The sequence below is a fragment of the Streptomyces sp. NPDC043996 genome (assembly GCF_056435225.1).
The window spans coordinates 92967-118388 of the sequence record NZ_JBWKEY010000019.1 but is presented as its reverse complement, the minus strand read 5'-3'; the positions used below and the strand labels follow the sequence as shown (position 1 = coordinate 118388).

Here is a 25422-nt window from a genome sequence, read left to right as displayed (position 1 = left end):
TCGCCCGACGTACAGTCAGGGCATTTCTGAAGCCATCACGGCCGGTGCTACGGAGTGGAACATTGAGCGACTTCGAGGAATTCGCAGCCCATTCTCACCCGGAGGCCCGGCCGCACCCGGAGAACCCGAACGCGGAGAGCCAGGCCGCGGAGAACCCGAACGCGGAGAACCAGGCCGCGGAGAACCAGACCGCGGACCAGGAGCCTGCCGACACCCTGCGCGCCGCCCTCGAAGGGCGTCCGCGCGCGGAGCAGGAGCGGCGGCTGCGGGCCGTCGTCGCCGGGGAAGTGGCGGCGGTCCTCGGCGGCGCCGACGGCGGCGGCCCCTCCGGTGATCTGTCCCGCCCCTTCCTCGACCTGGGGCTCGACTCCCTGACCGCGGTGGAGCTGCACCGCCGCCTCCAGCGGGCCACCGGCCTGAGGCTGCCCGTCACCGCCGTCTTCGACTACCCCAGCGCCGACGCCCTCGCCCGGCACCTGCGCGCCGAGCTCTTCGACAGTGCCGACGACAGCTACGTCCCCGCCGCCCGGCGCGCCGACGACGAGCCCATCGCCGTGGTCGCCATGAGCTGCCGCCTGCCCGGCGGCGTCGAGACCCCCGAAGAGCTCTGGCAGTTGGTCGCCGACGGCGTGGACGCCATCTCCGGCTTCCCCGCCGACCGCGGCTGGGACCTCGCCGCCCTGTACGACGCCGACCCCGACCGGCCCGGCACCTCCTACGTCCGCGAGGGCGGATTCCTGCACGACGCGGGGGAGTTCGACGCGGACTTCTTCGGCCTCTCGCCCCGCGAGGCCCTCGCCACGGACCCGCAGCAGCGGCTCCTCCTCGAAACGTCCTGGGAGGCCCTGGAGCGCGCGGGCATCGACCCGGCCGCCCTGCGCGACTCCGGCACCGGCGTGTTCGTCGGCGCCGAGACCCAGGAGTACGGCCCCCGCCTCAGCGACGCCGCCGAGGGCATGGAGGGCTATCTGGTCACCGGCACCGCCGCCAGCGTCGCCTCCGGCCGCATCGCCTACACCCTCGGCCTGCAGGGCCCGACCATGACGGTCGACACCGCCTGCTCCTCTTCGCTGGTCGCCCTGCACCTGGCCGTGCAGGCGCTGCGGCAGGGCGAGTGCGCCCTCGCCCTCGCGGGCGGCGTCGTCGTCATGGCGTCGCCCGGCTCGTTCCTCGCCTTCAGCCGCCAGCGGGGCCTCGCCCCCGACGGCCGCTGCAAGCCGTTCGCGCAGGGCGCCGACGGCACGGCCTGGGGCGAGGGCGTCGGCATGCTCGTCCTGGAGCGCCTCTCCGACGCGCGCCGCAACGGGCACGAGGTCCTCGCGGTCGTACGGGGTTCCGCCGTCAACCAGGACGGCGCCAGCAACGGCCTGACCGCCCCCAACGGCCCCTCCCAGCAGCGCGTGATCCGCGCCGCGCTCGCCGACGCGGGCCTCACGGCCGCCGACGTCGACGCGGTCGAGGCGCACGGCACGGGCACCACGCTCGGCGACCCCATCGAGGCACAGGCGCTGCTCGCCACGTACGGCAAGGAGCGCCCCGAAGACCAGCCGCTGTGGCTGGGCTCCCTGAAGTCGAACGTCGGCCACACGCAGGCCGCCGCCGGTGTCGCCGGAGTCATCAAGATGGTCCTCGCGATGCGCGCGGGCGTGCTGCCGAAGACCCTGCACATCGACGAGCCGAGCAGCCACGTCGACTGGTCGGCCGGGGCGGTGGAGCTCCTCACCGAGGCCCGTGACTGGCCCGGACGCGAGGACGGCGCGCCCCGCCGCGCGGGCGTGTCCTCGTTCGGCATGAGCGGCACCAACGCCCACCTGATCCTGGAGCAGGCGCCCGCCGACGCCGACGCACCGGCCGACGCCGTGGACACACCGACCGAAGCCTCTGGCGTCGAGCCGCGGACGGCCGTCCCCGGCGTCGTCCCCCTCGCCCTGTCGGCGAAGACCCCCGAGGCGCTGCGGGCGCAGGCCGAGCGGCTGCGCGCGCGGCTGCTCGCGGACCCCGCTCTCGAACCGGCGGACGTGGCCTGGTCGCTCGCGATGACGCGGTCGCGGTTCGAGCACCGGGGCGTCGTCCTCGGGCGGGACAGGGAGAGCCTGCTCGCCGGGCTCGGCGGCCTCGCCGACGCCGACGCGGCCGCCAAGGACGTCGTGACGGGCCGCGCCCTGGGCGGCGCGGCCCGCCCCGTGTTCGTCTTCCCCGGCCAGGGCTCGCAGTGGGCGGGCATGGCCCGCGAACTCCTCGACTCATCCCCGGTGTTCGCCGAGCGGATGGGCGAGTGCGCCGACGCGCTCGGCCCGTTCGTCGACTGGGACCTGTTCGACGAGCTCAGCGGCGACCACTTCGACCGCGTCGACGTCGTCCAGCCCGTACTGTTCGCCGTGATGGTGTCGCTGGCCGCCGTGTGGCGCGCCGCCGGCGTGGAGCCCGCCGCCGTCGTCGGCCACAGCCAGGGCGAGATCGCCGCCGCCTGCGTGGCGGGCGCGCTGTCCCTGGAGGACGCGGCCTGGGTGGTGGCCCTGCGCAGCCAGGCCATCATCGAACTCTCGGGCCGTGGCGGCATGGTGTCCGTGCCGCTGCCCGAGCGGCAGGTGCGCGAGATGCTCGCCCCGTGGGGCGACGACCTGTCCGTGGCGGCGGTCAACGGCCCCGCGCACGTCGTGGTCTCCGGCGCCGCGGCCGCCCTGGAGGAACTCGTCGCCCAGTGCGTGGCCCGCGACATCCGCGCCCGCACCATCCCCGTCGACTACGCCTCGCACTCCGCCCACGTGGAGGCCATCGAGGACCACCTGTCCCGGGTCCTCGCCCCCGTCGCGCCCCGCACGCCCGACGTGCCGCTGTTCTCCACGCTCACCGGTGACTGGCTCACCGACGACACCCTCATGGACGCGGACTACTGGTACCGCAACCTGCGCCAGACGGTCCTCTTCGAGCACGCCACCCGAGGCCTCCTCGCCGAAGGCCACGGCCTGTTCATCGAGATGAGCCCGCACCCGGTCCTCACCGTCCCGGTGCAGGCGACCATCGACGCCACCGACAGCGAGGCCGCCACCCTCGGCTCCCTGCGCCGCGACGAGGGCGGCGCGGACCGCCTCGCGGCCTCGCTCGCCGAGGCGCACGCTTATGGTGCGGAACTAGAGTGGACGTTCTATCTAGAAGCCGGGACGATCGTCGACCTGCCCACCTACCCCTTCCAGCGCCGCCACTACTGGCTGACCGAGGAGCGGACCCCCGAAAGCGCCCCCCTGGCCGCGGACGCGGTGGAGGCGCGCTTCTGGGAGGCCGTGGAGCGCGAGGACGTGGACGAGCTGTCGTCCACCCTCGGTGAGGACGTGGCCCCGGGCGCGCTCAGCGAGGTCCTGCCCGGCCTGTCCGCGTGGCGCCGCCAGCGCCGCGAGCGCGCCGTCATCGACAGCTGGCGCTACCGCGCCGTCTGGCAGCCCCTGCCCGGCGGCCAGCTGCCCGCCCCCCGTCTGACCGGCCGCTGGCTGGTCGTGCTCCCCGAGAGCGGCCCCCGCCACCCGTGGGCCGACGGAGTCACCGAGGCGCTGACCGCGGCCGGCGCCGAACCGGTCGAGCTGCGCCTGACCGCCGGTGAGGCCACGCGTGAACTCCTGGCCGAGCGGCTGCGCGCGACGGCGGCCGACGACGCCGCGCGGCCCGCCGGTGTCGTCTCGCTCCTGGGCCTGGACGAGTCCGCCCTCGGCGGGCACGACGCCGTGCCCGCCGGGCTCGCCGCCACCCTCGCCCTCGTCCAGGCCCTCGGTGACACCGGTGGCACGGCACGGCTGTGGGCGCTGACCCGGGGCGCCGTCTCCACCGGGCGCAGCGACCGCCTGGAGCACCCGGCGCAGGCCCACTTGTGGGGCCTTGGCCGTGTCGTCGCCCTCGAACACCCCGACCGCTGGGGCGGCCTCGTCGACCTGCCCGCGACCCCCGACACGCGGGCGGGAACCCGGCTCGCCGCGATCCTCGCCTCGACCGCCGCCACCGACGGCACCGACGGCAGTGCCGCCACCTCCGCTCCCGGCGCGGAGGACCAGCTCGCCGTGCGCGGCTCCGGCGTCTTCGTACGCCGCCTCGTGCGCGGCGAGGCCACGGGCGCCGACCTGGCGCGGCCCGCCCGGTGGACGCCGCGCGGCACGGTCCTCGTCACCGGCGGCACCGGCGCGCTCGGCGGGCACGCGGCCCGCTGGCTGGCCCGCGAGGGCGCCGAGCACCTCGTCCTGACCAGCCGCCGGGGCCCCGAAGCGCCCGGCGCCGCCGACCTCACGGCGGAACTCGAGGCGCTCGGCGCCCGGGTGACCCTCGCGGCCTGCGACGTCGCCGACCGCGACGCCCTCGCCCGCCTCCTGGCCGAGATCCCCGCGGACGCGCCCCTGACGGCCGTCCTGCACACGGCGGGCGTCCTCGACGACGGCGTCGTCGACGCCCTCACCCCCGCACGCCTCGACGGCGTCCTGCGCCCCAAGTCCCCGGCGGCGGCCGCCCTCCACGACCTCACCCGCGACCTGGACCTGGACGCGTTCGTCCTGTACTCGTCGGCGTCCGGCGCGCTCGGCAACGCGGGCCAGGCCAACTACGCCGCCGCCAACGCCTACCTCGACGCGCTCGCCGAGCAGCGCCGCGCCGACGGCCTGCCCGCCACCTCCGTCGCCTGGGGCACCTGGCAGGGCGCCGGGCTCGCCGACACCGCCGTGCGCTCCGAGCGCACGCGCCGCGACGGCATGCCGCCGATGCCGCCCGAGCTCGCCGTGGCCGCGCTGCGCGACGCCGTCGACCGGGGCGACGCGGGCGCGGTCATCGCCGCCGTCGACTGGGACACCTTCCTGCCGGGCTTCCTCGCGGCCCGCCCCAACCAGCTCTTCGCCACGCTCCCCGAGGTCCGCGAGCGCTCCGCCGCCCCGACGGACACCGCCGCCGCGGCGCCCGGCGGCCACGCCGCCACCGGACCCGACTGGATACGGCGGCTCGCCGCGCAGCCCGCCGACGAGCGCGCCGCGGCCCTCGTCACCTTCGTCCGCGCGCAGGCGGCCGCCGTCCTCGGCCACGCCACGCCCGACGCCGTCGACCCGGCCCGCGCCTTCCGCGACCTCGGCTTCGACTCGCTCACCGCCGTCGAACTGCGCAACCGCGTACAGGCCGCCACCGGCCTGCGCCTGCCCGCCTCACTGGTCTTCGACTACCCCAACTCCGCCGTCCTCGCCGACCACTTGGCCCAGGAGGCGTTCGGCGCCGCGCCCGCCACCAGCGCCACCGCGCCGGTGCCCGCGGCCGCCGCCGCGCCCGACGACGGCGACCCCATCGCGATCGTCGCGATGAGCTGCCGCTTCCCCGGCGACGTGCGCTCGCCGGAGGACCTGTGGCACCTGGTCGCCGACGGCGTCGACGCCATGGGCGAGTTCCCCGCCGACCGGGGCTGGGACCTAGCCGAGCTGTACGACCCCGACCCCGACCGGGCGGGCAAGAGCTACGTCCGCGAGGGCGGGTTCCTGCCGGACGCCGGGGAGTTCGACGCGGACTTCTTCGGCATCTCGCCGCGCGAGGCCCTCGCCATGGACCCCCAGCAGCGCCAGCTCCTTGAGACCTCCTGGGAGCTGTTCGAGCGCGCGGGCATCGACCCGACGACGCTGCGCGGCACCCGCGCGGGCGTCTTCGTCGGCTCCAACGGCGACGACTACATCTCCCGCATGGCCCCCGTCCCCCAGGACATCGAGAGCCACGTCCTCACCGGCAACGCCGTGAGCGTCATGTCCGGCCGCCTGTCGTACGCCTTCGGCCTCGAAGGCCCGGCGGTCACCGTCGACACGGCGTGCTCGGCCTCCCTGGTGGCGCTGCACCTGGCGGCGCAGGCCCTGCGGCAGGGCGAGTGCGACATGGCCCTCGCGGGCGGCGTGACCGTCATGTCGTCGCCCGACACGTTCGTCCAGTTCAGCCGCCAGCGCGGCCTCGCTGCCGACGGCCGCTGCAAGGCCTTCGCGGAGGCCGCCGACGGCACGAGCTGGGGCGAAGGCGTGGGCCTTCTCCTCCTTGAGCGCCTGTCGGACGCGCGCCGCAACGGGCACGAGGTTCTGGCGGTCGTACGGGGTTCCGCCGTCAACCAGGACGGCGCGAGCAACGGCCTCACCGCGCCTAACGGCCCGTCCCAGCAGCGCGTCATCCGCGCCGCCCTGGCGAACGCCGGCCTCGCCGCCACGGACGTCGACGCGGTGGAGGCGCACGGTACGGGCACCACGCTCGGCGACCCCATCGAAGCGCAGGCCCTGCTCGCCACGTACGGTCAGGAGCGTCCCGAGGACCAGCCGCTGTGGCTCGGCTCGGTGAAGTCGAACATCGGGCACACGCAGGCCGCCGCCGGTGTCGCCGGTGTCATCAAGATGGTCATGGCGATGCGTCAGGGTGTCCTGCCGCCGACGCTGCACGTGGACGAGCCGAGCAGCCATGTGGACTGGTCGGCGGGTGCGGTCGCGCTGCTCACCGAGGCGCGTGAGTGGCCCGATCGTCAGGACGCTCCGCGTCGCGCGGGCGTCTCCTCCTTCGGCGTGAGCGGCACCAACGCGCACGTCATCGTGGAGCACGCACCGGTGCACGAGCCCGCGAGCCCGTCCGTCGCTCCTGCGAACGCTGTGCCGTGGCTGGTGTCCGCGCGCAGCACGGAGGCCCTGCGGGCGCAGGCCGGACGGCTGCGGGACCGCATAGCCGAGGCCGACGCCGACGGCCTGGACGCGGTGGACGTGGGCTGGTCGCTGCTGTCCGGGCGGGCCCTGCACGAGCACCGATCCGTGGTCTTCGGGCGCGAGCGGGACGAGTTCCTGGCGGGCCTGGGAGCCCTCGCCGACGGCGGCCGGGGCGTGGTGTCGGGTTCGGTGGTGGAGGGCCGCCTCGGTGTCGTCTTCACCGGTCAGGGCAGCCAGCGGGTCGGTATGGGCCGTGAGCTGTACGAGGCGTTCGAGGTGTTCGCGGACGCGCTGGATGAGGTGTGCGCCCACTTCGACCCGCTCCTTGACCGTCCGCTGAAGGACGTGATGTTCGGCGCGGACGCGGAGGTGTTGGAGCGGACGGGTTACGCGCAGCCCGCGTTGTTCGCGGTGGAAGTGGCGCTGTTCCGGCTTGCTGAGTCCTTCGGTGTACGTCCGGAGATCGTCGGCGGTCACTCCATTGGTGAGCTGGCAGCGGCGTACGTGGCCGGACTGTGGTCCCTGGAGGACGCCACCCGACTCGTCGCCGCGCGTGGTCGGTTGATGCAGGCGCTGCCTGAGGGTGGTGCGATGCTGGCCGCGCAGGTGGCGGAGGCGGATGTGCTGCCGCTGCTGGAGGGGCTGTCTGACCGTGTGGGTGTGGCGGCGGTCAACGGGCCGTCCCAGATCGTGCTCTCTGGTGAGCGCACGGCCCTGGAAGACCTGGAGCAGACGCTTCGTGGCGAGGGCCGTAAGGTCCGCTGGCTGAAGGTGTCCCATGCCTTCCACTCGCCGCTCATGGACCCCGCCCTGGACGACTTCCGCAAGGTCGCCGAGGGGCTGGCCTATCAGGAGCCGACGCTGCCGGTGGTCTCCAATGTCACCGGTGAGCTGGCGGAGCCGGGGCTGTTGATGGACCCCGAGTACTGGGTGCGGCACATCCGTGAGGCGGTCCGTTTCCACGACGGGCTCGGCGCGCTGACCGGCTTCGGCGCGGTGACCCTCCTTGAGCTGGGCCCGGACGCGGTTCTGACCGCGATGGCGCACGACACGCTCACCGACCCGGCCGCGCAAGCGGGCCTGATCGCGGCCACGCGCAAGGACCGCCCCGAAGCGGACACCTTCCTGACCGCCCTCGCGCACCTGCACGTACGCGGCGCCGACGTGGACTGGACGCCGCTGTACGCGCCGGTCGCCTCCCGGCAGCGCGTCGAGCTGCCGACGTACGCCTTCCAGCGCGACCACTACTGGCTGGACCTGCGGCTGCCCACGGCCGTCGACGGTCGGGCCGGGGACGCGGACGAGGTGGAGGCGCGGTTCTGGGAGGCCGTCGAGCGGGAGGACCTGGAGTCGCTGAGCGTCGAGCTGGGCGCCGACACGGACGCCCGTGGCGCGGCCCTGGGGGAGATCCTGCCGGTCCTGAAGTCGTGGCGGCGCCAGCGGCGCGAGTCCTCCACGGTCGGACGGTGGCTCTACCAGGAGTCGTGGAAGCCCCGGACGGGGCTCGCCGCGGCCGCCGTCGACGGCACCTGGTGGGTGGTCGCACCGGCGGACGACGCCGCCCACCCGTGGGTGGCGGCGGCGGCCGCCGGGCTGCGGGAGCGCGGCGCGGACGTGGTCCAGGTCGCCGTCGGCCGCGACGAGGCCGACCGGGACGCGCTCGCCGCGAAGCTGCGCGAACTCCTCGACGCGCGGCGCGAGTCCGGCGCCGGGGCGCCCCAGGGCGTGCTCTCGCTCCTCGCCCTCGACGACGCCGGGGGCTCGGCGGTGCCCCTCGCCCTCACGGGAGCCCTCGCGCTCCTCCAGGCCCTCGGTGACGCCGACGTGGCGGCACCCCTGTGGGCCGCCACGCGCGGCGCGGTGAGCACCGGACGCTCGGACCGCCTCGCGGCGCCCCGGCAGGCGGCGGTGTGGGGCCTCGGCCGCGTCGCCGCTCTGGAGCAGCCGCAGCGCTGGGGCGGCCTGGTCGACCTGCCGGAGCACCCCGACGAACGGGCCCGCCTGCGGCTCGCCGACGCCCTCGGCGCCCCGGCGGGAGAGGACCAGGTCGCGGTGCGCGGCTCCGGCGTCTTCGTACGACGCCTTACGCGCGTGACGGCCGCCGCAGGCCCGGCGGGGGAGTGGACGCCGCGCGGCACGGTCCTCGTCACCGGTGGCACCGGCGCCCTCGGCGGGCATGTGGCGCGCTGGCTGGCGCGCACCGGCGCCGAACACCTCGTCCTGACCAGCCGCCGGGGCCCTGAAGCACCCGGCGCCGCCGAACTGGCGGCGGAACTGGAGGAGTTCGGGGTACGGGTGACGGTCGCGGCCTGCGACGTCGCCGACCGCGACGCCCTCGCCCGCCTCCTCGCGGAGATCCCGGACGAGGTGCCCCTGACCGGCGTCTTCCACACGGCGGGCGTCCTCGACGACGGCGTACTCGACGCACTGACCCCCGAGCGCTTCGCGACCGTGTTCCGGCCGAAGGTCCAAGCGGCCCTGAACCTGGACGAGCTGACCCGGGACAGCGCCCACCTGACGGCGTTCGTGCTGTTCTCGTCCGTCGCTGGCTCCATGGGCATCGGCGGACAGGGCAACTACGCGTCGGCCAACGCCTTCCTCGACGCCTTCGCCGGGCACCGCAGGTCGCTCGGCCTGCCCGCCCTTTCCCTGGCCTGGGGCCCGTGGGCGGGCGGCGGCATGGCGGCCGACGGCGGCGTCGTGGAGCAGCGCGTACGGGACAGCGGCATGCCCGCGATGGAGCCGGACCTTGCCGTCGCCGCGATGGCCGCCGCCCTGGCGGCCGCGGGCGAGCCGGGCACGCCCGGCGGCGCCGCCGCGGTGACGCTCGCCGACGTCGTCTGGGACGAGTGCGCGCCGACGTACGCCCTGGCACGCCCCTGCCATCTGTTCGACCAGCTCACCGCCGCCGACGCGGCGAAGGCCCCGGCGGCGGGCGCGCGGCGGGCACGGGACGCCGGGGCGGACGACGCGTCCCTCGCCGAGCGGCTCGCCGCGCTCCCGGCGGCGGAGCGGGAGCGCGCGCTCCTCGACCTCGTCCGCGACCGGGTGGCCGCCGTCCTCGGCTATCCCGCCACCAAGACCGTCGACCCCGCCCGCCCCTTCAAGGACCTCGGCTTCGACTCGCTGACGGCGGTCGAGCTGCGGAACCTGCTCGGCGCCGCCAGCGGACTCCACCTGCCCGCGACGCTCGTCTTCGACCATCCGACCCCGGCGGCGCTCGCCACCTACCTGCGCGGCGAACTCCTCGGCGGCGGCCAGGACCTCGCGGCCGACGCCGCCCCGACGCCCACCGCTGCCGACGCGCCAGACGACGGCGACGCGATCGCCATCGTGGCCATGAGCTGCCGCTTCCCCGGCGGCGTACGGTCGCCGGAGGACCTGTGGCGGCTGCTGAGCGACGGCGTGGACGCCATCGGCGACATGCCGGACGACCGCGGCTGGAACGTCGACGCCCTCTACGACCCGGAGCCCGGCCGCGCCGGGACGAGCTATGTCCGCGAGGGCGGGTTCCTGCCCGGCATGGCGGACTTCGACGCCGACTTCTTCGGCATCTCACCGCGCGAGGCCCTCGCCATGGACCCCCAGCAGCGGCTCCTCCTGGAGACCGCGTGGGAGGCCTTCGAGCGGGCGGCCATCGACCCGGCCACCCTGCGCGGCAGCCGCACCGGCGTCTTCTCCGGCACCAACGGCCAGGACTACGAGAACGTCCTGCGCACCGCGGCGGACGGCGGCGAGGGCTACCTCGGCACCGGCAACGCGGCGAGCGTCGTCTCCGGCCGCCTCTCCTACAGCTTCGGCCTGGAGGGCCCGGCGGTCACCGTCGACACGGCCTGCTCGTCGTCCCTGGTGGCGATGCACCTGGCGGCGCAGGCCCTGCGCCAGGGCGAGTGCGACCTCGCGCTCGCGGGCGGCGTCACCGTCATGTCCACGCCCGACACGTTCATCGAGTTCAGCCGCCAGCGCGGCCTCGCTGCCGACGGCCGCTGCAAGGCCTTCGCGGAGGCCGCCGACGGCACGAGCTGGGGTGAGGGCGTGGGCCTGCTGCTCCTTGAGCGTCTGTCGGACGCGCGCCGCAATGGGCACGAGGTTCTGGCGGTCGTACGGGGTTCCGCCGTCAACCAGGACGGTGCGAGCAACGGCCTGACCGCGCCCAACGGTCCGTCCCAGCAGCGCGTCATCCGCGCCGCCCTGGCGAGCGGAGGGCTGCGGCCCGGCGATGTCGACGCCGTGGAAGCGCACGGCACGGGCACCACCCTCGGCGACCCCATCGAAGCGCAGGCCCTGCTCGCCACGTACGGCCAGGAGCGCCCGGAGAGCGGCGAGCCGCTGTGGCTGGGCTCCATCAAGTCCAACATCGGGCACACGCAGGCCGCCGCCGGTGTCGCCGGTGTCATCAAGATGGTCATGGCGATGCGTCAGGGTGTCCTGCCGCCGACGCTGCACGTGGACGAGCCGAGCAGTCACGTGGACTGGTCGGCCGGTGCGGTCGCCCTCCTCACTGAGGCGCGCGCGTGGCCCGACCGTCAGGACGCTCCGCGTCGCGCGGGCGTCTCCTCCTTCGGCGTGAGCGGCACCAACGCGCACGTCATCGTGGAGCACGCCCCCGTGGCGGAGCCCGCGAGGCCGCACCCGGTGCCGCCCGCGACCGCCGTGCCGTGGCTGGTGTCCGGCTGGAGCGCGGAGGCGCTGACGGCGCAGGTCGAGCGGCTGCGTGACCATGTCGCTGCCGACGCTGGTCTGGACGCGGTGGATGTGGGCTGGTCGCTGCTCTCGGGGCGGGCCTTGCATGAGCACCGGGCCGTGGTCTTCGGCCGTGACCGGGAGGGCTTCCTCACCGGTCTCGACACTCCTCTGTCGGGTTCGGTGGTGGAGGGTCGCCTTGGGGTGGTCTTCACCGGTCAGGGCAGTCAGCGGGTCGGTATGGGCAAGGAGTTGTACGAGGCCTTCCCGGTGTTCGCGGACGCGCTGGACGAGGTGTGTGCTCATATTGATCCGTGGATAGAACGTTCGCTCCAGAGCGTGATGTTCGGTACCGACGCGGACCTGCTTGAGCAGACGGGGTACGCGCAGCCCGCGCTGTTCGCCATGGAAGTGGCGCTGTTCCGCCTCGCCGAGTCCTTCGGCGTACGTCCGGAGGTCGTCGGCGGGCACTCCATCGGTGAGCTGGCGGCCGCGTACGTGGCTGGTGTGTGGTCGCTTGAGGACGCGGCTCAACTGGTCGCCGCGCGCGGCCGGTTGATGCAGGCACTGCCCGCCGGGGGCGCGATGCTGGCCGCGCAGGTGGCGGAGGCCGATGTGCTGCCGCTGCTGGAAGGCCTCACGGGTCGCGTGGGTGTGGCGGCCGTCAACGGGCCGTCTCAGATTGTGCTCTCGGGTGAGCGCACGGCCCTGGAGGGCCTGGAGGAGACCCTTCGGGGCGATGGCCGCAAGGTGAAGTGGCTGAAGGTGTCGCATGCCTTCCACTCGCCGCTGATGGACCCGGCTCTGGACGACTTCCGGAAGGTCGCCGAGGGGCTGACCTATCAGGACCCGACGCTGCCCGTCGTCTCCAACGTCACCGGTGAGCTGGCGGAGCCGGGGCTGCTGACGGACCCCGAGTACTGGGTCCGGCACATCCGCGAGGCCGTCCGCTTCCACGACGGGCTCGGCGCGCTCACCAGCTTCGGCGCGGTGACCCTCCTCGAACTCGGCCCGGACGCGGTCCTCACCGCGATGGCCCACGACACGCTCACCGAACCCGAGCAGCAGTCCGGCCTCGTCGCGGCCGTCCGCAAGGACCGCCCCGAGGCAGACACCTTCCTGACCGCCCTCGCGCGCCTGCACGTGCGCGGCGCCGACGTGGACTGGACGCCGCTGTACGCGCCGGTCGCCGACCGCCGCCGCGTCGACCTGCCGACGTACGCCTTCCAGCACCGGCGCTACTGGCCGCGCGCGGGCGCGGGCGCGGCGGGCGATGTGTCCGCGACGGGCCTGAACGCCGCCGGGCATCCACTGCTCGGCGCGGCCGTGCCGCTCGCGGGAGCCGACGGATACCTGCTGACCGGCCGTCTGTCGCTCACCACCCACCCGTGGCTCGCGGACCACGCCGTCGCGGGCCGGGTGCTCCTGCCCGGCACCGCGTTCGTCGAGCTCGCCGTGCGCGCCGGTGACGAGGTCGGCTGCGGAGTCCTCGAAGAGCTGACCCTCGCCTCGCCCCTGGTGCTCCCCGAGCGCGGAGCCGTACAGCTCCAAGTCCACGTCGGAGCGGAGGAGGACGGCGGCCGCTTCCCGGTCGGCGTGCACTCCCGCGACGAGGCGGACCCCGAAGCGCCGTGGACCCGCCACGCCGCCGGATTCCTCTCCGCCGACGACGACCAGGAGCCCGAGGGCCTCACCGCGTGGCCGCCGCCCGGAGCCGAACCCATCGACGACGCGGCCTCGCTGTACGAAAGGCTCGCCGACACCGGCTACGGCTACGGGCCGGTGTTCCAGGGGCTGCGTGCCGCCTGGCGGCGCGGCGACGAGGTGTTCGCCGAAGTCGCCCTGCCGGAGGAACAGCGCGAGGACGCGGCGGCCTTCGCCCTGCACCCCGCCGTCCTCGACGCCGCGCTGCATGCGACGCCGCTGCTGCCCCGGAGCCAGGACGGCGACGCCGAACGACAGGGCCTTGGCCTGCCCTTCGCCTGGACCGGAGTCCGCCTTCGCCGCGCGGGCGCCGCGACGGTCCGCGTCCGCCTGGGCAGCGCCGGGGCGGACGCCGTGACCCTGACGCTGGCGGACGAGACCGGCCAGGTCGTCGCCACAGTGGACTCCCTGGTGTCCCGCCCGGTCGCCGTGGACCAGCTCGGCGGCACCGCCGACGACTCCATGTTCCAGGTGGAGTGGAGGCAGCCGCAGCTGACGTCCGCTGAGCCCGTATCGCCGGTGTCGTACGACGAGTTGAGCGCGGTGGAGGAGCCTCCGGCCGCCGTGGTGTGGCGCGCCGGTGAGGCCGGGGCCGAGCTGAGCCCCGAGGCCGTGTCCGCGCGGCTGGCCGAGACGCTGGACGTGGTGCGGGACTGGCTGGCCGACGAGCGGTACGAGACCTCGCGGCTCGTCGTGGTGACGAGGAACGCGGTCGCCGTCGGGGACGCGCGGGACCCGGGCGACCTCGACCCGTCGGCGACGGCGGTGTGGGGCCTGGTGCGGTCCGCCCAGGTGGAGAACCCGGGCCACTTCGTCCTCGTGGACGCCGACGCGGATCTGGAGGGGTCGGTTCTGGGAGCCGTGCTGGCCTCGGGTGAGTCCGAGGTGGCGGTGCGTGGGGGTGCGGTGTTCGTGCCGCGTCTGGCCCGTGTGGCGGGCCAGGCCGTGGACGATGGCTCCCCGTGGGGCGAGGGTTCCGTTCTCGTGACGGGCGCGTTCGGCGGTCTGGGGCGTGTGGTGGTCCGGCATCTGGCCGAGCGCCATGGCGTACGGGACCTGCTGCTGGTCTCGCGTCGCGGCCTGGAGGCTTCGGGTGCGGTCGAACTGCGCGATGAGCTGTCCGCGTTGGGTACGACGGTCACGGTCGCCGCGTGTGATGTGGCCGACCGTGACGCGCTGGCCGGGCTGTTGAAGGACAAGGGCGCGGGCCTCTCAGCGGTCGTGCATGTAGCGGGCGTACTCGATGACGGTGTCGTCACGTCCCTGACGCCGGAGCGCATCGACACGGTGCTGCGGCCGAAGGTCAACGCGGCGCTCAACCTGCACGAGCTCACCGCCGATCTGGACCTGTCCGCCTTCGTCCTGTTCTCCTCCGCCGCAGGTGTCCTGGGCAGCCCGGGGCAGGGGAACTACGCCGCCGCCAACAGCTTCCTCGACGGTCTCGCGGCCTCCCGGCGCGCCCAGGGCCTCCCGGCGGCCTCGCTCGCCTGGGGCGTGTGGGCGCAGGAGAGTGACATGACGGGCGAGCTGAGCGACGCGGACCGCCGCCGCATGGCGCGCGGTGGCGTCGCCCCGCTGTCCACGGAGGAGGGCCTGGCCCTCCTGGACGCGGCCGTCGCCATGCCCGGCGCGCCCGCCGTCCTCGTACCACTCCGCCTGGACACCGCGTCCCTGCGGGCCTCGGCCGGACCCGACGGCGTACAGCCCGTCTTCTCGGAGCTGGTCCGCATCCCGGTCCGCCGCGTCGACCGGGCCCTCGCCCGGGCCGGGAACACGGCGGAGGCGAACGGTACGGGCGGCCCCGCCCTCGTCAGGGAATTGGCGGGTCTTTCCCCCGAGGAGCGGGAGCGGACCCTGCTCGAAGTGGTGCGCACCCATGTGGCCACGGTGCTCGGGCATTCCGGCCCCGAGGCAATCGGAGCCACCCGGGGATTCCTGGAACTGGGCGTCGACTCGCTCACCGCGGTGGAACTCCGTAATAGGCTGAACTCCCTTTCGGGACTTCGCCTTCCGGCGACCCTCATCTTCGACTACCCTTCGCCGACGGCACTCGCCTCCTATCTGGACGAGAGCCTGCCGCACGACGGCGACGCGGCGGACGGAGCCGAGGGACCCCGGGCGGGCGGGATCGACGCCGAGCTCGCCGGTCTCGAAGCGGCCCTGGCCGCGGGCCCGCTGGCCGACGACGACCGGGCCGCCGTGCGCGGCAGGCTGCGGGTGCTGCTCGGCAGGCTTGACGGGGCCGAGCCCGGCGACGCCGCGGCGGCGGGCATCGCGGAAAAGCTGGAAGACGCCGACGACGATGACATGTTCGACTTCATCGACAATGAACTCGGTGTTTCCTGACGGCGCCGCACTCCGCGTCACGGTAATGCGCGTGAATTCCTCAAGGGGTTCATAGGGGGAGGGTAGGGGTTGTTGCCCTACCCTCCCCCCGATGTGATGGCTTCGGCCCTCTGCGTTGAAGGAGTCGCACCGAAATGGCGAACGAGCAGAAACTCCGCGAGTACCTCAAGCGAGTTACCGCGGATCTGCACCAGACCCGGCAGCGTCTACAGGACGCCGAGTCCGTCAGCCGGGAACCCATCGCCATCGTGGCGATGAGCTGCCGCTACCCCGGCGGGGTTGCCGGACCGGAAGACCTGTGGCGGCTCGTCGCCGAGGGCGGGGACGCCGTATCGCCGTTCCCCGACGACCGGGGCTGGGACGCGGACCTGCACGACCCCGACCCGGGCAGGCCCGGCAAGAGCTACGCGCGTGAGGGCGGTTTCCTCCACGACGCCGCGGAGTTCGACCCCGCCTTCTTCGGCATATCGCCGCGCGAGGCCCTCGCCATCGACCCGCAGCAGCGCCTCCTCCTGGAAGCGACGTGGGAGGCGTTCGAGCGGGCGGGCGTCGACCCGCTGTCGGTGCGCGGCTCCCGTACCGGTGTGTTCGTCGGCGTCATGTACGGCGACTACGGCAACCGCATCCTCAGCAACCCCCAGGGCCTGGAGGAGTTCGAGGGCTACCTCGGCAACGGCAGCGCGGGCAGCATCGCCTCCGGCCGCGTCTCCTACACCTTCGGCCTCGAAGGCCCCGCCGTCACCATCGACACGGCCTGCTCCTCGTCCCTGGTGGCGCTGCACCTGGCGGCGCAGGCCCTGCGGTCGGGCGAGTGCTCGCTGGCCCTCGCGGGCGGTGTCACCGTCATGTCAACGCCGGACACCTTCGTGGAGTTCAGCCGCCAGCGCGGCCTCTCGGCGGACGGCCGCTGCAAGGCCTTCGCGGAGGCCGCCGACGGCACCGGCTGGGGCGAGGGCGTGGGCCTGCTGCTCCTGGAGCGGCTCTCGGACGCCCGCCGCAACGGGCACAAGATCCTCGGTGTCGTGCGTGGCACCGCCGTCAACCAGGACGGCGCCAGCAGCGGCCTGACCGCCCCCAACGGCCCGGCGCAGCAGCGCGTGATCCGCGCGGCCCTGACGAACGCCGGACTCGCGGCCGCCGACGTCGACGCCGTCGAGGCCCACGGCACGGGCACCACGCTCGGCGACCCCATCGAGGCGCAGGCCCTGCTCGCCACGTACGGCCAGGAGCGGCCCGAGAGCGGGGAACCCCTCTGGCTGGGCTCCATCAAGTCGAACCTGGGCCACACCCAGGCCGCCGCCGGTGTCGCGGGCGTCATCAAGATGGTCATGGCGATGCGGCACGGCGTCCTGCCGCGGACCCTGCACATCGACGAGCCGAGCACGCACGTGGACTGGTCGGACGGGGCCGTCGAGCTCCTGACCGAAGCCCGTACGTGGGCCGAGCGCGACGGCGGTGCGCCGCGTCGGGCGGGTGTGTCGTCGTTCGGCGTGAGCGGTACGAACGCGCACGTCATCGTGGAGCAGGCGCCGGTGCCGGCCGCCGCGGACGAGCCCGCGAGCCCGTCCGCCGCCCCCGCGACCGCCGTGCCGTGGCTGGTGTCCGCGCGGACCCCGCAGGCGCTGACGGCGCAGGCCGAGCGGCTGCGCGCGCACGTCGCGGGCGAAGAGGGCCTGGACTCCGTGGACGTGGGCTGGTCGCTGCTCTCGGGGCGCGCCCTGCACGAGCACCGGGCCGTGCTCCTCGGCCGGGACCGGGACGAGTTCCTGGCCGGACTCGAGACGCTGACGGCTGGCGGTACGGGCGCGGTGTCCGGCTCGGTCGTCGAGGGTCGCCTTGGTGTCGTCTTCACCGGTCAGGGCAGCCAGCGGGTCGGGATGGGCAAGGAGTTGTACGAGGCCTTCCCGGTGTTCGCGGACGCGCTGGACGAGGTGTGTGCTCATATTGATCCGTGGATAGAACGTTCGCTCCAGAGCGTGATGTTCGGTACCGACGCGGACCTGCTTGAGCAGACGGGGTACGCGCAGCCCGCGCTGTTCGCCGTCGAGGTCGCCCTCTACCGGCTGCTGCGCTCCTTCGGCGTACGGGCACGGATCGTCGGCGGTCACTCCGTCGGCGAGCTGGCTGCCGCCCACGTGGCCGGGCTGTGGTCGCTTGAGGACGCGGCCCGACTGGTCGCCGCGCGCGGCCGGTTGATGCAGGCGCTCCCGGCCGGGGGCGCGATGCTCGCCGTGCAGGCCACCGAGGCGGACGTCCTTCCGCTGCTCGATGGACTCACGGACCGTGTGGGTGTGGCGGCGGTCAACGGCCCGTCGCAGCTCGTGCTTTCCGGTGACCGCGCCGTCCTGGAGGGCCTGGAGGCGACCCTGCGCGGCGAGGGCCGCAAGGTCCGCTGGCTGAAGGTGTCCCACGCCTTCCACTCGCCGCTCATGGACCCCGCCCTGGACGACTTCCGCGAGGTCGCGGCCGGACTGACCTATCAGGACCCGACGCTGCCCGTGGTCTCCAACCTCACGGGTGAGCTGGCCGACCCGGCCGAGCTGAAGGACCCCGAGTACTGGGTGCGGCACATCCGTGCGGCCGTCCGCTTCCACGACGGTGTGGGCACGTTCATCGCGCAGGGCGTCTCGACGCTCCTGGAGCTGGGCCCGGACTCCGTCCTGACGGCGATGGCGCATGACACGGTCACCGACCCGGCCGCACAGGCGGGCCTGATCGGAGCCGTCCGCAAGGACCGGCCCGAGGCGGATGCCTTCCTGACCGCGCTCGCACGGCTGCACGTGCGCGGCGTCGACGTCGACTGGGCGCCGCTGTTCGCGCCCGTCGAGGACCGCAGCCGCGTCGACCTGCCCACCTACGCCTTCCAGCACGAGACGTACTGGCTCAACCCCCTGGAGCAGGACGGCGGCGCGGGCTACGGCGCCGACCCGGTGGACGCGCGGTTCTGGGAGGCCGTCGAGGCCGAGGACCTCGACGCGCTGACCGGTGCCCTGGACGTCGACGGGGAAGCGCCGTTCCGGTCCGTGCTGCCCGCCCTGACCGCGTGGCGGCGCCAGCGGCACGAGCGGAACGAACTGGACCGCTGGCGCTACCGGACCGCCTGGAAGCCCCTCGGCAAGACCACGCCGGGCACGCTCACGGGCACCTGGCTCGTCGTCGCGGGAGCCGGGGCCGGAGCGGCCGAGGACACCTGGATCGACGCCTCGGTACAGGCCCTTGAGCAGGGCGGCGCCCGCACACGCGTCCTGCGCGTGGAGGCCCGCGACGCCGACCGCGCCACCTTGCGCCAGCTCCTCGACTACGCCCTCGCCGACCAGGGCGAGGACCGTGGCGCACCCGTCACCGGCGTGCTGTCGCTGCTGGCCTGCGCGCCGACGCCCCCGGCCACGCCCGCCGCCACCGGCCCGGCCACCGGAACCGAGCACGGCGACGCGACCCCGGCCGGGGTGCTCCTGACCCTCGCGCTCGTCCAGGCCCTCGGCGACGCCCAGGTCGCGGCGCCGCTGTGGGTGGCGACACGGGGAGCCGTCTCCGTGGGCGCCTCGGACGCCGAAGCCGACGCGGCGGGCGCGGCCGTCTGGGGCCTGGGACGCGTGGCGGCCCTCGAACTCCCCGACCGCTGGGGCGGCCTCGTCGACCTGCCCGACACGGCGGACGCGCGCGCCGTGTCCCGCCTCACCCAGGTCCTCGCGGCCCCCACGGGCGAGGACCAGGTCGCGGTGCGCGGCTCGGGCGTCTTCGGGCGCCGTCTGGAGCGGGCACCCCTCGACACCGCCCCCTCGACCGACTCCTCGACCGGCTCCTCGACCGAGCCGACGCCGCACCAGACCGTCCTCATCACGGGCGGCACGGGCGCCATCGGCGGGCACATCGCCCGCACGCTCGCCGCCGAGGGCGCCGGACACCTGCTGCTCACCAGCAGGCGCGGCCCGCAGGCCCCCGGCGCGCCGGAACTCCGTACCGCACTGGAGGAACTCGGCGCCAAGGTCACCATCGCCGCCTGCGACACGGCCGACCGGGACGCGCTGGCCCAAGTCCTCGCGGAGATCCCCGAAGACGCGCCGCTGACCGGCGTGTTCCACACGGCGGGCGTCCTCGACGACGGCGTACTCGACGGACTGACCCCCGAGCGCTTCGCGACTGTGTTCCGGCCGAAGGTCCAAGCGGCCCTGAACCTCGACGAGCTGACCCGGGACAGCGCCCACCTCACGGCGTTCGTGCTGTTCTCCTCCCTCACCGGGACCGTGGGCGCGCCCGGCCAGGGCAACTACGCCGCCGCGAACGCGTTCCTGGACGCGCTCGCCGAGCGGCGGCGCGCGGCCGGGCTGCCCGCCACGTCGCTCGCCTGGGGCCCGTGGGGCGGCGGCGGCATGGCCGCCGACGACGGCTCCGAGGAGCGCATGCGCCAGGCGGGCCTGCCCGTCATGGACCCGGTGCGTGCGACGCGGGCCCTGCGCCTCGCGGCCCTTCCCGCCGCCGACGGAGCGGCCCGGGACGCCGCGCTCGTCGTCGCCGACATCACCTGGGACCGCTTCGTCGACGGCTTCACCGCCGCCCGCGCGAGCACCCTCTTCGACGGCGTGCCGGAGGCCGCCGCCGCCCGCGCGGCGCGCGCCGCCGACCACGCGGACGAGCCCCAGGCGCCCGCCCTCCAGGGCAGGCTCGCGGCCCTGCCGCGCCCCGACGCCGAGCGCGCCCTGCTCGACCTCGTACGCACCCACGCCGCCACCGTCCTCGGGCACTCCGGCGCGGCGGCCGTGCCCGCCGACGGGGCGTTCAAGGGGCTCGGCTTCGACTCGCTCACCTCGGTGGAGTTCCGCAACCGCCTCGGCGCGGCCACCGGCCTCACCTTGCCCGCGACCCTCGTCTTCGACCACCCCTCGCCGCAGGCCGTCGCGGGCCACCTGTCCGGCCTGCTCCTCAGCGGCGCACCCGACGGCCGCACCGACGCGGCCACCGGGCGCACGCCCGTGGGCGCCGACGACGAACCCATCGCGGTCGTCTCGATGAGCTGCCGCTTCCCCGGCGGCGTACGCGGCCCCGAAGACCTGTGGCGGCTCGTCGCGGACGGCGTCGACGCCATGGGCGACTTCCCCGCAGGACGGGGCTGGGACACCCGGACCCTGTACGACCCCGACCCCAGCACGCCCGGCGCCACCTACGCCCGGCAGGGCGGGTTCCTGCCGGACGCCGGGGAGTTCGACGCGGACTTCTTCGGCATCTCGCCGCGCGAGGCCCTCGCCATGGACCCCCAGCAGCGGCTCCTGCTGGAAACCACCTGGGAGCTGTTCGAGCGCGCGGGCGTCGACGCGGCGTCGCTGCGCGGCAGCCGCACCGGCGTCTTCGCGGGCACCAACGGCCAGGACTACCTGGACCTCCTCAAGGACGCGCCCGACGGCGCCGAGGGCTACATCGGCACCGGCAACGCCGCGAGCGTCGTCTCCGGCCGCCTGTCGTACGCCTTCGGCTTCGAGGGCCCCGCCATGACCGTCGACACGGCCTGCTCCTCGGCCCTGGTGGCGCTGCACCTCGCGGCACAGGCCCTACGCCAGGGCGAGTGCGACCTGGCCCTCGCGGGCGGCGTCACGGTGATGTCCACGCCGAGCGCCTTCATCGAGTTCAGCCGCCAGCGCGGCCTCGCCGTGGACGGCCGTTGCAAGGCCTTCGCGGAGGCGGCGGACGGCACGGGCTGGGGCGAGGGCGTGGGCCTGCTGCTCCTGGAGCGGCTCTCGGACGCCCGCCGCAACGGGCACGAGGTCCTCGCGGTCGTACGAGGTTCAGCGATCAACCAGGATGGCGCGAGCAACGGCCTGACCGCCCCCAACGGCCCCTCCCAGCAGCGCGTGATTCGCGCGGCCCTGGCGAACGCCGGACTCGCGGCCACGGACGTCGACGCGGTGGAGGCGCACGGCACGGGCACGGCCCTGGGCGACCCGATCGAGGCGCAGGCGCTGCTCGCCACGTACGGCCAGGAGCGCCCGGAGAGCGGCGAGCCGCTGTGGCTGGGCTCCATCAAGTCCAACATCGGGCACACGCAGGCCGCCGCCGGTGTCGCCGGTGTCATCAAGATGGTCATGGCGATGCGCGCGGGCGTCCTGCCGCCGACCCTGCACGTGGACCGGCCGAGCACGCACGTCGACTGGTCGGACGGGGCCGTCGAGCTCGTGACCGAGTCCCGCGCGTGGCCCGACCGGCAGGACGCTCCGCGTCGCGCGGGCGTCTCCTCGTTTGGCATCAGCGGCACGAACGCCCACGTCATCGTGGAGCACGCGCCGGTGGCGGAGCCCGCCACCGGCGAGCCGTCGCCCGCCCCCGCGACCGCTGTGCCGTGGCTGGTGTCCGGGCGGACCCCGGAGGCCTTGCAGGACCAGGCGGCGCGGCTGCGCGAGCACGTAGCCGCCGACGCTGGTCTGGGCGTGGTGGATGTGGGCTGGTCGCTGCTGTCCGGGCGGGCCTTGCATGAGCACCGGGCCGTGGTCTTTGGCCGTGACCGGGAGGACTTCCTGACTGGTCTCGGCACTCCGCTGTCGGGGTCGGTGGTGGAGGGCCGTCTTGGTGTGGTGTTCACCGGTCAGGGCAGTCAGCGGGTCGGTATGGGCCGTGAGCTGTACGAGGCGTTCGCGGTGTTCGCGGATGCGCTCGACGAGGTGTGCGCCCACCTGGATCCGCTGCTTGACCGTCCGTTGAAGGACGTGATGTTCGGCGAGGATGCCGAGCTGTTGGAGCAGACCGGGTATGCGCAGCCTGCGTTGTTCGCGGTGGAAGTGGCGCTGTTCCGTCTGGCCGAGTCCTTCGGGGTGCGGCCCGAGATCGTGGGCGGCCACTCCATCGGCGAACTGACCGCCGCGTACGTGGCTGGTGTGTGGTCGCTTGAGGACGCGGCTCAGCTGGTGGCTGCGCGTGGTCGGTTGATGCAGGCGCTGCCTGAGGGTGGTGCGATGCTGGCCGTGCAGGCGGCGGAGGCCGATGTGCTGCCGCTGCTGGAAGGCCTCACGGACCGCGTGGGTGTGGCTGCCGTGAACGGCCCCTCCCAGACCGTGCTCTCGGGTGGGCGCACGGCCCTGGAGGGTCTCGAGGCGATCCTGCGCGGTGAGGGCCGTAAGGTCCGCTGGCTGAAGGTGTCCCATGCCTTCCACTCGCCGCTGATGGACCCGGCCCTGGACGACTTCCGGAAGGTCGCCGAGGGGCTGACCTATCAGGACCCGATGCTCCCGGTCGTCTCCAACGTCACCGGTGAACTGGCCGATCCCGCCTCGCTGACGGACCCCGAGTACTGGGTCCGCCACATCCGTGAGGCGGTCCGCTTCCACGACGGGCTCGGCGCCCTGACCGGCTTCGGCGCGGTCACGCTCCTCGAACTCGGCCCGGACGCGGTCCTGACCGCGATGGCCCATGACACGCTCACCGACCCGGCCGCCCAGCAGGGCCTCGTCGCCGCCGTGCGCAAGGACCGCCCCGAAGCGGACACCTTCCTGACCGCCCTCGCGCAGCTGCACATACGCGGCGCCGACGTCGACTGGACGCCGCTGTACGCCCCGGTCGCCGACCGCCGCCGCGTCGACCTGCCCACCTACGCCTTCCAGCGTCAGACCTACTGGCCGCAGCCCACCGACACCAACGCTCACGACAGCGAAGTCGGCGCCGTGGACGCCGAGTTCTGGGACGTCGTACGGCGCGAGGACCTCGAAGGTCTCGCCGGAGCGCTGGAGCTTGACCAGGAGGCGCCGCTGAAGTCGGTGCTTCCGGCGCTGGCGTCGTGGCGGCGCAGGCAGCGGGAGCGGCACGAGCTCGACGCCCTGCGGTACCAGGTCTCCTGGAAGCCGCTGGCCGGTGGCGGTACCCCCGCGACCGGCGGCGCTGAGGGCGTCTGGATGCTGGTGGTCCCGGCCTCCGCCGCCGGGCACCCCTGGTGCGCGGCCGCCGAGGAGGCGCTCGCGGCGGCCGGTGCGGACGTACGTCGCCTCGACGTCGAGGACGGCGTCGCCGACCGCGCCGCGCTGACGGGACTCCTGCGGGAGCTCGCAGGGCAGGCATCGGACCGTTCCGACGGCCCCGCCGTCGCCGGAGTGCTGTCCCTGTTGGCCCTGGACGAGCGGCCGTACCACCACCCGGGGAGCGACACCCCCGACCCCGCCCTGACGTGGGGCATGTCCACGACCCTCGCCCTGACGCAGGCCGTCGTCGACGCCGAGCTCGGCGGACGGCTGTGGCTGGCGACGTCCGGCGCGGTGTCCACGGGCACCGCCGACCCGCAGCACGGCACCGCCCAGTCGCAGATCTGGGGCTTCGGGCGGGTCGTCGGCCTGGAGCACCCGGAGGTGTGGGGCGGCCTCATCGACCTGCCGGACGCCTCCGACGGCCCCGTACCGGACCGCGCCCGCGCCCTCCTCGGCTCCCTCCTGTCCCGTACGGGCGCGGAGGACTTCATCGAGGACCAACTGGCCCTGCGCCCCTCGGGCATCCAGGTGCGCCGCCTCACGCGTGCGCCCGGCGGCGGCACCGCGCCCACGGAGCCCTGGCGGCCCCGCGGCACCGTGCTCGTCACCGGCGGCACCGGCGCGCTCGGCGGCCATGTGGCGCGCTGGCTGGCCCGCGAGGGCGCCGAGCACCTCGTGCTCACCAGCCGCCGGGGCCCCGACGCGCCCGGCGCCGCCGAACTGACGGCGGAGCTGAAGGAGTTGGGGGCTGCGGTCAGCGTCGTCGCCTGTGACGTCGCCGACCGGGACGCCGTCGCAGGGCTGCTCGGCACGATCCCCGCCGACGCGCCGCTGCGCGCCGTCGTCCACGCGGCGGGCGTCGGCCAGGACCTGATGATCGGCGAGACGGCACCCCGTGACTTCGCGGACATCGTGACCGCGAAGACCGCGGGCGCCGCGCACCTGGACGACCTGCTCGGCGACACACCGCTGGACGCCTTCGTGCTCTTCTCGTCCATCGCCGGGGTGTGGGGCAGCGGCGGCCAGGCCGCCTACGCCGCCGCCAACGCCTACCTCGACGGGCTCGCCGAGCGCCGCAGGGCGCACGGGCGCGCCGTGACGTCGGTCGCCTGGGGTCCGTGGGCGGGCTCGGGCATGGCCGGGGACGACGAAGCCGCCGCGCACCTGCGCAAGCGGGGCCTGCCCGTCATGCGGCCCGAGGTGGCGGTCGCCGCGCTGCGGCGCGCCATCGACGGGCGCGACGCGCTGGTCACCGTCGCCGACGTCGACTGGGAGCGGTTCGCCCCGGCGTTCACCGTGCGGCGGCCGAGCCCGCTGCTCGACGACCTGCCGGAGGCACGGCGCGCCCTCGACGCCGCGGCGGACACGGGCACCGGGGGCGCCACCGAAGGCGCGGCGGCCACCCTGCGCGACCGCCTCACCGCCGCCTCGCCCGCCGAGCGCGAGCGGACCGTCCTGGAACTGGTGCGCACGGAGGTCGCCGCCGTCCTCGGACACACGGGCACGGCGGCCGTCCGCGAGGACCGCGCCTTCAAGGAGTTCGGCTTCGACTCGCTCACCGCGGTCGAGCTGCGCACCCGCCTGAACACCGCGACCGGCCTCAGCCTGCCCAGCACCCTCGTCTTCGACCACCCCACCCCCGGGGAGCTGGCCCGCCAGCTGCTCGCGGAACTCCTGCCCGACACTGTCGACGGCGACCTGGACGACGACGCCGCCGTCCACGCCGGTACGGCCGGCCACCTCGCGGACGCCGACGTCCGCAGGGCTCTGGCCGCCCTCCCGGTCGCCCGCATCCGCGAGGCGGGCCTCCTCGACGCCCTGCTGAGCCTCGCCGCACCGGACGGGGCCGTAGCCACCGCCACGGCCGCCGAGGCCGACGATGACGCCGACGCGTCGATCGACGCCATGGACGTGGCCAACCTGATCCAAATGGCCCTGGACAACGGCGATTCATGATGCGGCCCTACCACCAGCTCTCCCCAGAGCCGCCCCAACAGCCCTTCCACGCACAGCCCTTCGAGACGCAGCCCCTCCAGGCGCAGAACCTCCAGACGCCCTTCCTGACGCAGCCATCGCAG

General features: G+C 74.7%; 2 protein-coding genes. Both read left to right on the top strand.

Annotated elements, in window-relative coordinates:
- The first annotated feature begins 62 nt into the window (after positions 1–62).
- Positions 63–15407, top strand: coding sequence for a type I polyketide synthase (locus AC07A4_RS37305; protein ID WP_478607892.1), 15345 nt, complete (start codon positions 63–65; stop codon positions 15405–15407).
- A 134-nt stretch (positions 15408–15541) separates the two neighbouring features.
- Positions 15542–25300, top strand: a complete 9759-nt coding sequence (locus tag AC07A4_RS37300; protein WP_478607889.1) for a type I polyketide synthase — start codon at positions 15542–15544, stop codon at positions 25298–25300.
- The last annotated feature ends 122 nt before the right edge of the window (positions 25301–25422 follow it).